The following is an 11,491-nucleotide window of genomic DNA, read 5'->3' as shown; positions in this document are numbered from 1 at the left end:
GCGGCGTCTCGAAGGACACGGGGGACGGCTCATACAGGGGGAAGCGCTCAACGGCTATTCCGACGGTGCGGCCGCCGCGCGGTCATTGGCGACTGGGGCGGCGCCGGCATCGTCGCGGCTGGCGCGCTGTTCGGCCGGCCCGGCGGCCTGTAGCAGATTCTGCGCGGCGGTGATCAGCCCGATATGGGAGAAGGCCTGCGGGAAGTTGCCGAGCTGCCGTTTTGCCTTCGGGTCATATTGCTCGGCCAGCAATCCCAGATCGTTGGCGATCCCCAGCAGCCGCTCGAACAGCGCCGAGGCGTCGTCATAGCGTTTCAGCAGCACATAGGCGTTGACCAGCCAGAAGCTGCACAGCACGAAGCTGCCTTCCTCCCCGGCCAGGCCATCGTCGGTATCCTCGGGGCGGTAGCGCAGCACGAAGCCGTCTTCCATCAAATCCTGCTCGATGGCTTCCACCGTGCCGCGAAAGCGCGGGTCCGCCGGATCCAGGAAGCCGGTCTCCGCCATCAGCAGCAGCGAGGCGTCCAGACTGTGCGATCCGTAAGATTGCACGAAGCAGTTGCGCTTGGCATCGTAGGCCTTCTCCTCGATATCGGCCCTGATCTCCGCCCGCACCGCGCGCCACCGGGCCACCGGCCCATCCAGCCTGTATTGCTCGACCGCCTGGATGCCGCGGTCGAAGGCGACCCACGCCATCATCTTCGAATAGGTGAAATGCCGGGCAGCGCCGCGCACCTCCCAGATGCCGGCATCGGGCTTGCGCCACAGCTTCTCCAGCGCCGTCAGCAGGGTGCATTGAAACTGCCAGGCGGCCTGAAAGCTGCCCAGATGCGACTGCCGGGCGGCGTGCAGAGCGTCGATCAGCTCGCCATAGACATCGAGTTGAAGCTGCTCGTGCGCGCCATTGCCGATGCGCACCGGGCGGCTGTTCTCATAGCCGGGCAGCCAGGTAATCTCCGATTCGGTCAGCCGCCGTTCGCCGCCCAGCCCATACATGATCTGCATCTGCGCCGGATCGCCGGCGGCGGCGCGCATCAACCACAGGCGAAAGGCGTCGGCCTCCTCGAAATGGCCGGAATTGACCAGCGCATAGACCGTCAGCGTGGCATCCCTGATCCAGCAGAAGCGGTAATCCCAGTTGCGCACCCCGCCGATATGCTCGGGCAGCGAGGTGGTGGGAGCCGCGACGATACCGCCGGACGGGTGATAGGTCATCGCCTTCAAGGTAATCAGGGAGCGGATCAGCGCATCGCGCCATTCCTCCTTCCCGCCCTCCGGCAGGGTCGAGCGGCCAACCCAGTCGCGCCACCAGCGGACGGTGCGATCGAGCACGATGGAGCGGTCCTCGATGAAGCGCGGTTCGCTCTGCGACGGGTAATAGGCCATGGTGAAAGGGGCCGATTCGCCCTTGCCCACGGTGAAGCGGGCGACCGTCATCATGTCCTTGCCCTGCAGCGGCACCGGGGTCACCAGATCGCAGGCATCCGGCCCGGCGACGGCGCACAGGCCGTAATCGCGCCGACGCACCCAGGGCACCGTGCGGCCATAGCCGAAGCGCAGCGCGAATTCCATGCCCATCTCGACCCGGCCGGACAGGCCGCGCACGATGCGGATAAGCTCGCCGCGATGCTCGGTGGCGTTGGGCGGCATGAAATCGATCAGCGCGACCGCCCCGTCGTCGGTCTCGAACACCGTCTCCAGCACCGCCGTGCCCGGCAGGTAGCGCCGTCGCGTGCGCCGCACCGGCGCCGTTGGATAGAGACGCCAGCGTCCATTTTCCGGCGTGCCCAGCAGGGCGGCGAAACAGGCGTCGGAATCGAAGCGCGGCACGCACAGCCAGTCGATGGACCCGTCCCGCCCGACCAGGGCCGAGGTGACCATGTTGCCGATCAGCCCGTAATCCTCGATCAACCGGCTCATCCCGCCCCCCGGAACGACGGATAGAGCGACATGCCGCCATCGACGAACAGCGTCTCCCCGGTCATATAGTCGGACAGGTCGGAGGCGAGCCACAGCACCGCATTGGCGATGTCCGATGTCTCGCCGATCCTGCCATAAGGCATCAGCGTCAGCAGCTCTTGCATGGCGGCGTCGGTCTCCCAGGCCTTACGGTTGATCGGGGTGCGGATGGCGCCCGGCGCGATGGCGTTCACCCGGATGCGGCTGGGCGCGAATTCCTGCGCCAGGGACTGCATCAGCAGTGCCACCCCGCCCTTCGAGGCCGCGTAATTGGCGGCGAAGGCCCAGGGGATGCGCTGATGCACGGAACTCATGCAGACGATCTTGCCAAGCGCGTGGGAGATATCCGGCTGCATGCCGCGCCTCAGGAACTCGCGGATCGCCGCGCGGGTGCACAGGAATTGGCCGGTCAGGTTAACGTCGATCACCATGCGCCAATCCTCCAGGCTCATATCCTGGAAGGGCGCGGGTCGCTCCAGCCCGGCATTGGCGACAAGGATATGCAGCGTGCCGAAATGCGCGACCGTCTCGGCGACCATGGAATCGACCTGGGCTTCCTCGCGCACATCGGCATGGACCGGCATGGCGGTGCCGCCCGCCGCCGCGATGTCGGCACAGACCGCCTCGGCATCCTGCCTGGAGCCATCGCGATAATTGACCGCCACCGCAGCACCCGCGCCGGCCAGCGCGATGGCCGTCTGCCGCCCGATGCCGGATGTGGCGCCGGTGACCAGCGCCACCTGTCCTGAAAGCCCGTATGGATTGCTGTCTACGCCGCCCGACAATGGCTCGCCCCGTTATGCGTATCGTCCTTTAGGTAACCCCCCGCCGGGCGAAAGGTTGCAGACGATGGAACGGGCCTGCTATGCGGCGAACCACCCGGCGATGCGGGAGAAGATCGCCGGCCACCCGCCGGAAGAGGCGGCGGCGAAGCCGATGCCGGCGGCGAAGCCCAGCGCCACCGCGACCCAGGTGAACGCCATGTAGAAGAAGAAGGATCGCCGCATCCGCGCTTCCAGCAGCGTCATATCCTGGTCGGTCAGCATGCGGTTGCCGGTCTCGTCCAGCCGCAGCAGCGCGCCGTCATGCGCCCGGATATCGCGGCTCAACCGCTCCAGCTCCGCCGTCACGTCCGACAGCTTGCCATCCGGGGTCGTCGAGGCGCGGGTGCTACCGGCGACTTTCACGATGGCCTTTTCAAGCTGGATAAGACGTTCGAACAGATTGACGATATTGGTGGCGGAGGCCGCCTGGCCGATGATCGGCAGGCCTTCCGTCGTGCCTTCCGGCAACACCGACAGCGTGCGGCCGAGCAGCGGCTTGCCCGTCGGATCGCGATACTCGAAGGCGTGGCTGCCATCGCCGATATTATGCTGCAGCAGGTCGGCGCGCGACTGGTCTGCCGTCAGCCGGGCCGCTTCCTTGCCGTCGAGCAGAATACGCAGCGACACGCGATGCTCCGCCCGGTCGGGCATCCAGGCCCAGCCGAACAGCCGGTCGCCATCAATGGCATCGACGCAGCCCAGCACCGTCGGTTCTGTGTTGCCGGAGGCCGTGCCGTTAGCGGCGGGCAGGTCGGCGGGCAAGTCGGCGGAACGGGGCATCGGCATCGTCCTAGGCTGCTTCCAGAAGGCAAATATCCTGGAAGCTTTCGCCCGGCGCCGCACCGGGCCAGCTACCGGGCAGGATGGGGGCGGCCAGGCGTAAGCCGGCGGCGGCGGCGGCGGCTTCGAACCAGGCCGGATCGACGGCGGTGGCCGCGCCGGGATAGTCCGGATAGGCCTCCTGCCACTGGCCGGTATCGGCGGCGCGGAACGGCAGCGGCCCCTCCCCCGCCTCAAGCTGGCGGCGCGCCGCCGGCGTTAGCAGGAAGGCGGTGCAGAAGAACCGCCCGCCGGCGGCAAGCACGCGCCGCACTTCGCACAGATAATGCTGGATCACCGGCGGCGGCAGATGGGTGAAGACAGAGATCGCCGCCGCCACGTCGACGCTGCCATCCTCGGCCGGAAAATCCGTCGTCGCCGGATCGACCGCGCCGGAAGGGTTATAGAGCGGATGGCGCAAATCGAGGCGGGAGAAGCTGAAGCCGGGGCAGGCGGCGCCGATGGTCGCCGCGCACCAGGCGATGGCCGGCGCCGACACGTCGAAGCCGCGATAGGCCAGCGGGCCGGGCGCCAGATAGGCGGTCAGCGGCAGCGCCAGACGGCCGACGCCGCAGCCGATATCGAGCACCCGATCCCGCGGCCGCAACCCGGCGCGATGCACCAGATGCCAGACGAATTCCCGGCCGATGCTGTCGAAATCGCCATCGCCGACATTGTGCAGACTGTCCGGCGGGCGCGGCAGATCGACCGTGGCGCACAGCGCCTCGATAGCCTCCCGGGTCGGGCTGGCGGCCGGTGGCGAGGGTTGCGCGTTCATCGCCTCACGCCGCCGCCGCAGCGGAAACCGCCCGCAACCGCAGCCGCATCAGATCGGCCAGGGCGGCGGGGTTGCGCGCGGCGAATGGCAGGCCGCCGCTCTGTGCGCCAGCCTCGGCCAGCCCGCCGAGATCGGCATAGAGCACCGGCCGGCCGGCGGCGGCGGCCTGGCGCACGATCAGCGGATCGTTCTCCCACCAGACCGAGGGCACCACCACATCGTCCACATCGGCCAGCAGCCTGTATAATTCCTCCGGCCGATAAGCGCCGAAACGGGTGCAGAGCGGCCCGAGCTGCTTGGCCAGCCCGTCCAGCCGGGTGCGATAAGCTTCCGGCGCGTGACGGTCGCCGCCATACACGGCGATGCGGAACCCGGTCTCCCCCGTCTCCTTCAGCAGCAGGGCGGCTTCCAGCAGCAGATGCACCCCCTTATGCGGCATGACGTTGCCGAAGAAGCCGAACACCACCGGCATGCCCTCCGCGCGCGGGCGCGCGGGCAAGGGTGCTATTTCGGCCCAGCCCTCCGGCAGGGCGTTCGGGCGGTGGACGATCTTCGCCGCCGGCAACCCCCAATCGACATAGCGGTCGCGCAGGAACCGGCTGGGCGCGACAAACTCGTCGATCAGCCCGAAGGCCTGCTTGATGGTGGCCTCGCGCAGCGCGAACTTGTCCAGCCCGACCGCCCCGCCATAGCGCCGCCGGGCGGAGACGCGATCGGTCCGCAGATCGGGCGTGCCGTCCGCCTTGTCGGTCATCACGCCGTCCTGCGGGCAGATCGGATAGTAATCGTGCAGCGTCATGCGCAGCCGGGCCTTGGGCAACGCGCGCCGGGCGATGGCGACGCCCTCGACGCCGAGATAGAGCAGATGGTGGAAATGCACCTCGTCCGGCGCGTAATCCACCAGGAAGCTGCGGAAGGCATCGAGCACGCCGAAGGAATCCGGCTGCGACAGATAAAACTGGTCGAAATGCGCAACCGCGATGCCGGTTTCGTGCGCCCGGCCGGTCGGCGACAGAAAGGCGGTTCCCGGCGCCGCCGGCAATTGCCAGGCCGGCACGCAAGCCAGAAGGTGCGACTGAGTGTTCTTGCGCCGGTTCAGCGCCAGATTCAGGCTGCGGGCGCACAATTCGGTGCCGCCGGCCTGCAAGTCAGGGAAGGAGGGGGCAATCTGCAGGATACGCATCACGCCACCTCGCGACGGGGCAGATCGACCGTTTTCGGCCTCGCCTTGCGTTTCGCCCGGGCCGGCTTGGCGGGACGATCGAAGCTGTCCTGCACGGCGGCGATGGCATCGCCCCAGCGATGCGTCTGCTGCCAGCCATTCACCGCATCACAGGGCGTTTTGGCGTAGATTTCGTGCCCCTCGATGGAAGCGCGCTCGACATGCATCAGCGCCACATCGGCCTGATACCAGCTTGACCAGCCCTGCGCATGGCAGCGCAGGGCCAGGTCGGAATCCTCGAAATCGCCGACGATGTAGTTCTCCGCAATACCACCGACCGCCTCATATTTATCCCGCGCAATCATCATGCAGGCCCCGGTGACGCCCGGCACGGCGCGGCTGACCTGCGCCGCCGGCCAATCGGCGGCATAACCCTTGTGATAGACCGCGTTCACCCACCAGGGCATCAGGTCGCGGCGGAAATACAGGCCGGCATGCTGCAGGCTGCCATCGGGGAACAGCAGCTTCGGGCCCAGCAGGCCGATATCCGGCGTGGCGTCGTAGAAAGCCGTCATCCGGGCGAGCCAGCCGGGCTCGGTCGGCACCACGTCGGAATTCAGGAACAGGATTTTCTTCGCCGTGCCGAGCGCAGCGCCCAGATTGCTGGCGCCGGCATAGCCGTAATTCTCCGCATTGATCGCCAGGCGGCAGGGCACCCCGAAGGTGAGGTGCAGACCCTTTATCAATGGCTCCACCTTCGGCGCATCCTCCGGCTTGTCGAGCACATAGATCAGCTCCGCCGCCGCCATCGCCGTATCGAAGGCGAAGGCCAGCATCTGCGCGCGGATGAACTCGTAGCGGCCATAGAGCGGCACCACCACGCTGACGGCCGGCTTGGCCGGCTGAACGCCATAGCTTTCCACCCGCTCGACCCGCTTGCCGGCCAGGCAAGCCTGTTGCAAGGGTGCAAGCGTCGGATAAAACACATTTTCCAGCACAGCCGGCGTCAGCGCCGCGCGTGGCACCAAGCGCAGGATCACGTCACGCGCCTGGCGAGGGCTAAGCTGGTTCACCGGGCTCAGCAGATCGGTCGAAACCCCGCCATGGAAATCCAGCTCGGCGCGGAATTGCAGGCAATCCGCCGCCCCCTTCTTCAACGGCACGAAGCAGGCAAAACCCGGCTCTCGTACGAGCGATGGCAGACCGTTCACCTGAAAATGCTTGGCGACCTTGTCGGCCTTCACGCGCAGCGCATCGGTATCGACCGGCGCACGCTCCCCACGCGGGCTGATCAACTCGAAGCGCCGCAGGCTGTCGGCCGGATCCCACAGCCAGCCATTCACGAACACGCCGTCATTGCCGCACGGTATCGCCAGGTCGATACCGCCGCCGAACGGCGCGCGCTGCACCGCGCTGGTCTGGGCCGGGCGAGCCTCCAGGCGCTGCACCCAGGCGAAGGATGGACCGAACGCATCGCCCGGCGGGGTCAGAGCGCCCAGCCGCTCGCGCAATTGCAGGCGCACGGCGGGCGTATAATCGCCGCAATGCCGCAGGAAGGCGCGCAAGCTCGTCCCGCGCAGAATGGGGGAGCCGATCAGCGAGACCTGATCGCCTTGCTGCACCACGACGATCTCGTCCTTGGCCGGCGCTGTCTCGGCGGCGTTCAGGAACACGCCCATCCGCGTCGCGCCATCCCGCTCGCGCGCCACCGCAATCGGCCGTGACTTGGTGAGGCGCGCGCCGTTCGCGCCGATGGACACCGCCGTCAGCGGCCGTTCATCGGGCATCTCCAGGCTATATTCGACATAATGCTTCCCCTGCCCCAGATCGGCGTGATAGCCAACCGGCAACCGCACCGTCGCGACCGCTTGCAGCAGATCGCGCAATGCAGCGCAGCCGCTGCCGCGGACCAAAAGGCCGAATCCGGGACCGCCATCGCGCAGCAGGAAGGCGATCAGATTGTGCAGGTCGCTGCCGCGCAGGACGCGCGCGGCCGCCGCCAGCGGCAGGGCCGGCCCGGTCGGCAGCAAGATCAGGCTGGCCGCGCCGGCGCTCACGGTGAGCCGCTCGACCGCCGCATCCCCCTTGGTCTGGAACAGCAGATAGCCGCGCCGCTTGTTGCCGCCGCGCGCATCGACGATTGTGCGCACCAGGCTGCGCAACGCCGGCTGCTTCTTGTTTACCGCGACCGTAACGCCGGCCGGCAGGCTGGGCGCTTCGGCAAGCACCCCCAGATAGACGCCCGCGCCCAGCGTAAAGAGCAGGACAGGCAATTCCCGACTCATCGATATCCCCCGCTATTCCCTGCCGCCATCTTGACCGCAGCATACCGGAAAATCCACGTCGATCAGGCAGGATTTTCAGCAAATATAGAGGCTTAAAACAAAAGACGCCCGCTATTCTGCGGGCGTCTTCCGGGATGGGGTAACTAGGGTAATCTAACGAAACGCCAGTAGGGCTTACAGGAAGAAGTCACCGGTCACATCGGCCGCGTCGACGCCCGCCAGGGTAATGGTGGTGCCGTCCGGCAGGGTGACGACCGCGTCGCCATTGTCGTTATTGGCCACGCTGACATCCTCGAAGGCATAGCCTTCCAGCGAGATACGGTCGTTGCCGGCCGTGAAGTCGGTGATGGTGTTGTCGCCGTCGCCATCCTTGAAGGAGAACACGTCGTCGCCATCGCCACCGGTGAGCTGGTCGACGCCCTGGCCGGCATAGAGCGTATCGTCGCCGGCGCCGCCGATCAGGATGTCGCTGTCCTTGCCGCCGCGCAGCTCGGTATTGCCGGCGCCCGCCGTGATGCTGTCCTCGCCGGCATTGCCCTGCAGCGTATCGCTGCCGGTGCCGCCCAGGATGGTATCGTTGTCGTTGCCGCCGAACACCGAATTATCGCCGGCCGTCGCCTCGATGGAGTCGGCGCCCTTGCCGCCGCGCAGCGTGTCGTTGCCCAGCCCGCCGACCAGGATGTCGTCGCCGACATTGCCTTCCAGATCGACATTGCCGTCGCCGTCCGCCGCGGGATCGAGTTCTCTGCCGAAGACAACGTCGTTGCCAGCGCCGCCATAGAGAACATCGTCACCCGCGCCGCCGCGAATTTGATCGTCACCGCCGCCGCCGGTGATGGAGTCCGATCCCGCGCCACCCAGCACGCTGTCGCTGCCCGCGCTGCCCGCGATGCTGGCATTGCCCGAGCCTGTCACGATCAGCGTCTTGCCCGTGGTGCCGCTCAGCACAACGTTCACCGTTTGGCCGGTGCCAACGCTAAAGGTACTCGTCGGCGTCGTATCGTCGATCGTGTTGGTGCCGGTCGTGCTGACGGTTACCTGGGTGATGCTGCTCTCGGAAATCCCGAGGGACTCAAGAAAGCTGGAGATAAGAACGCCCTGACTTGCGTCGACATTCGGATTGGTGCTGGTGTCGAAAAGACCGCCTGGTACCGTTGCCACATTACCCTCCCCTAAACCCAAAAGCCCTACTACTTTCGAGGTATATAAGACGCTGAACCAAAGCTCAGGGTCAATGAAAATATGGTTACGATAGCACTGATTTATCCAACCAGGGCGAGCGCCAACCCGGCAACGCAGCAGGCCGCGCCGGATGCCCGCGCCAGGGTCGGCCGCCCCTGCCGCGCGCCGATGAGCGCAATGCCGATGCCAGCCAGATGCAGCAGCGCCGTGGCCACGGCGAAACCGGCGAAATAGGCGGCCCCGCCGCCATCGGCCGGCATCTCCAGCCCATGCGCCATGCCGTGCGAGACGGCGAAGGCGGCAAGGATGGCGACGCCTGCCAAACGCGGCAGGATGACGCCGAACAGCGTCAGCCCGCCCAGTACGATCACCGAGCCCAGGATCATCAGCTCCATGCCCGGTATCTCGACGCCGGCCAGGCCCAGCAGTCCGCCGACCAACAGGGCCCCCACGAAAGCGGCAGGCCACAACCATACCGTGCGACCGCTCTGCTGGCCCGACCACAGCCCAACGGCGATCATCGCCAGAAGATGATCCGGGCCGGTCAAAGGATGCAGGAAACCATGTTCCAGCCCGTGCACCGCGCCGATCCCGGTATGCGCCAGCGCCGGTGTGGCCGCGAGCGTAAGCGATGCTGCGAGAAGAATATGCTTCTTGTTCATGCGGAATCCCCCTGTGAAGCCGGCGTCAGCCCGCCGGCGCGTTCGATGAAGGCAGTGACGACCGGCAGGCCGACCCCCTGTTTGAGATTGGTGAAGACATACGGCCTGTCGCCGCGCATGCGCTTGGTGTCCGCGTCCATGACGTCGAGATTGGCCCCGACATGCGGGGCGAGGTCGATCTTGTTGATCACCAGCAGGTCGGAGCGGGTGATGCCCGGCCCGCCCTTGCGCGGAATCTTCTCCCCGCCGGCCACGTCGATGACGTAGATCGTGATATCCGCCAGCTCCGGGCTGAAGGTGGCGGCGAGATTGTCGCCGCCGGATTCGATCAGGATCAGGTCGAGGGCCGGGAATTGCGCGTTCATGTCGGCCACGGCGGCCAGGTTGATCGAGGCGTCCTCGCGGATCGCGGTGTGCGGGCAGCCGCCGGTCTCCACCCCCAGGATCCGCTCGGTCGGCAGCGCGCCGGCCCGGTTCAGGATCAGCGCGTCCTCCTTGGTGTAGATGTCGTTGGTGATGGCGCAGATGTCGTAGACGCTGCGGAAGCTTTTGCACAGCGCCTCCATCAGCGCCGTCTTGCCGGAGCCGACCGGCCCGCCGATGCCGACGCGCAGGGGTCCGTTGGGGGATCGGGTCATGAGCGGAACAGCCTCGTATATTGGGTTTCGTGTTTCATCGAGCCGATATCGGCGCGGAACATCGCCGCGCCCAGATCGTCCAGATCGCCGACGATGGCCTCCCGGGCGGCACGCGCCACCGCATCCTCCAGCGCCACCAATGCCCGCTGGCCATCGGTCTGACCCAGCGGCACCAGCCGCACGCCGGCGGAGACCAGGTTGGCGATGAAGCCATGCAGATAGGCGGCCAATGTTGAGTCCAGTGGAAGGCCATGGCCGGCCGCGGCCGCCCCGACCGCGACCGGATAGGCAATCGCCGTGTCCGCCCGTTCGCGCAGCCTGTCGATGGCCGCGCACGGCCAGGAGGCGGCGATGGCGGAAGCGAAGCTGCGGCCCTGCATGACGGTTTCCAGATGACGCTCCTGCGAGGGCGACAGCGCCAGCCCCAATGCGCACGCCTCGGCCAGCCGGTCCCAGTCGCCGGCGCTGGCCGCGCGCCAGGCCTCGGCCAGCAGGATCGCATCGTTGCGGCCGCTGCCCTGGGCCAGCAGGTCCGCCAGCCAGCCGGTCAGGCTGTCGAGGTCGCGTATGTCGCCGGCCTCCACCGCCCATTCCAGACCGTGGCTGTAGGAAAACGCGCCGACCGGGAAGGACGGCGTCAGCCAGGTCATCAGCCGGTAGAGCGCCGCCTCAGTGGTGGTGGTGGCCATGGCCATGTCCATGCGAATGGCCGTGCGAGTGCCCGCCGCCGGTCGGCACGTCGGCATAGGCCCCGCCTTCCGGGTCGAACGGCTTTTCCACGCTGGTCACCGCCGCCCCCAGCCGCTCGGCCATGTCGGCCAGCACATGGTCGGCCCGGATCAGGATGGCATCGCCGCTCAGCGCCGCCGGGATATGCCGGTTGCCGATATGCCAGGCCAGCCGGATCAGCGCATGCGTATCGGCACAGCGCAGCTCCAGCAGTTCCTCGGGGGCCGCCAGCACCTCGACCACGCCATCCTTCAGGGCGAGGCCGTCGCCCTGGCGCAGATGCCGTGGCTCCGACAGGTCCAGCAGGAAATCCATGCCCTCGTCGGTGGTCAGCGCGATGCGCCGGCGGCTGCGCCGGTCGAAATCCAGCGTCACCCCGCCCAGCCGCTTCTCCGGATTCCATTCGCCGGCCGGCAGCACCAGGGTCGCGCGCTTGATCGGGTCCATCACATC

11 protein-coding genes are annotated in these 11,491 nt (G+C 67.2%); all 11 read right to left on the bottom strand.

The genetic code is table 11. The features are described 5' to 3' along the window. Positions 1-54: 54 nt before the first annotated feature. The gene (locus tag AUP43_RS10950) at positions 55-1,920 is read right to left on the bottom strand and encodes a glycoside hydrolase family 15 protein (RefSeq protein ID WP_067556592.1); all 1,866 of its coding nucleotides are present in this window, start codon (positions 1,918-1,920) and stop codon (positions 55-57) included. After that, entirely contained in the window at positions 1,917-2,744 is an 828-nt protein-coding gene (locus AUP43_RS10945) for a glucose 1-dehydrogenase (RefSeq protein WP_067556589.1), read from the bottom strand. The genes AUP43_RS10950 and AUP43_RS10945 overlap by 4 nt, the downstream gene beginning before the upstream one ends. 78 nt (positions 2,745-2,822) lie before the next feature. Then, positions 2,823-3,563 (bottom strand): hypothetical protein, encoded by a 741-nt coding sequence (locus AUP43_RS10940; RefSeq protein ID WP_157089321.1) that lies wholly within the window; start codon positions 3,561-3,563, stop codon positions 2,823-2,825. 10 nt (positions 3,564-3,573) lie between these two features. After that, positions 3,574-4,380, bottom strand: coding sequence for a class I SAM-dependent methyltransferase (locus AUP43_RS10935; RefSeq protein WP_067556583.1), 807 nt, complete (start codon positions 4,378-4,380; stop codon positions 3,574-3,576). A gap of 4 nt (positions 4,381-4,384) precedes the next feature. After that, a complete protein-coding gene (locus AUP43_RS10930; protein WP_067556581.1) occupies positions 4,385-5,563 on the bottom strand; it encodes a glycosyltransferase in 1,179 nt (392 codons plus the stop codon). Continuing rightward, a complete protein-coding gene (locus AUP43_RS10925; protein ID WP_084462730.1) occupies positions 5,563-7,827 on the bottom strand; it encodes a glycosyltransferase in 2,265 nt (754 codons plus the stop codon). The genes AUP43_RS10930 and AUP43_RS10925 overlap by 1 nt, the downstream gene beginning before the upstream one ends. Positions 7,828-8,001: 174 nt before the next feature. Then, on the bottom strand, positions 8,002-8,988 hold the full coding sequence (locus tag AUP43_RS19010) for a calcium-binding protein (RefSeq protein ID WP_067556575.1): 987 nt from the start codon (positions 8,986-8,988) through the stop codon (positions 8,002-8,004). 101 nt (positions 8,989-9,089) lie between these two features. Further along, on the bottom strand, positions 9,090-9,671 hold the full coding sequence (locus tag AUP43_RS10915; RefSeq protein WP_067556572.1) for a HupE/UreJ family protein: 582 nt from the start codon (positions 9,669-9,671) through the stop codon (positions 9,090-9,092). After that, positions 9,668-10,309, bottom strand: a complete 642-nt coding sequence (gene ureG, locus AUP43_RS10910; protein WP_067556569.1) for an urease accessory protein UreG — start codon at positions 10,307-10,309, stop codon at positions 9,668-9,670. The genes AUP43_RS10915 and ureG overlap by 4 nt, the downstream gene beginning before the upstream one ends. Next, a complete protein-coding gene (locus tag AUP43_RS10905) occupies positions 10,306-10,998 on the bottom strand; it encodes an urease accessory protein UreF (protein WP_232315062.1) in 693 nt (230 codons plus the stop codon). The genes ureG and AUP43_RS10905 overlap by 4 nt, the downstream gene beginning before the upstream one ends. Then, positions 10,979-11,485, bottom strand: coding sequence for an urease accessory protein UreE (locus AUP43_RS10900; RefSeq protein WP_067556563.1), 507 nt, complete (start codon positions 11,483-11,485; stop codon positions 10,979-10,981). The genes AUP43_RS10905 and AUP43_RS10900 overlap by 20 nt, the downstream gene beginning before the upstream one ends. Positions 11,486-11,491 lie beyond the last annotated feature (6 nt).

The organism is Oceanibaculum pacificum, assembly GCF_001618175.1.
GTDB lineage: Bacteria > Pseudomonadota > Alphaproteobacteria > Oceanibaculales > Oceanibaculaceae > Oceanibaculum > Oceanibaculum pacificum.
The sequence above is the reverse complement of the archived record's forward strand: the minus strand, read 5'-3'. Positions and strand labels throughout refer to the sequence as shown.

What these genes read in the sequence shown, in the direction of transcription:
- AUP43_RS10950 (WP_067556592.1), bottom strand. Translation starts at nt 1,920, where the DNA reads ATGAGCCGGTTGATCGAGGATTACGGGCTGATCGGCAACATGGTCACC.
- AUP43_RS10940 (WP_157089321.1), bottom strand. Translation starts at nt 3,563, where the DNA reads ATGCCCCGTTCCGCCGACTTGCCCGCCGACCTGCCCGCCGCTAACGGC.
- AUP43_RS10935 (WP_067556583.1), bottom strand. Translation starts at nt 4,380, where the DNA reads ATGAACGCGCAACCCTCGCCACCGGCCGCCAGCCCGACCCGGGAGGCT.
- AUP43_RS10930 (WP_067556581.1), bottom strand. Translation starts at nt 5,563, where the DNA reads ATGCGTATCCTGCAGATTGCCCCCTCCTTCCCTGACTTGCAGGCCGGC.
- AUP43_RS10925 (WP_084462730.1), bottom strand. Translation starts at nt 7,827, where the DNA reads ATGAGTCGGGAATTGCCTGTCCTGCTCTTTACGCTGGGCGCGGGCGTC.
- AUP43_RS10915 (WP_067556572.1), bottom strand. Translation starts at nt 9,671, where the DNA reads ATGAACAAGAAGCATATTCTTCTCGCAGCATCGCTTACGCTCGCGGCC.
- ureG (WP_067556569.1), bottom strand. Translation starts at nt 10,309, where the DNA reads ATGACCCGATCCCCCAACGGACCCCTGCGCGTCGGCATCGGCGGGCCG.
- AUP43_RS10905 (WP_232315062.1), bottom strand. Translation starts at nt 10,998, where the DNA reads ATGGCCACCACCACCACTGAGGCGGCGCTCTACCGGCTGATGACCTGG.
- AUP43_RS10900 (WP_067556563.1), bottom strand. Translation starts at nt 11,485, where the DNA reads ATGGACCCGATCAAGCGCGCGACCCTGGTGCTGCCGGCCGGCGAATGG.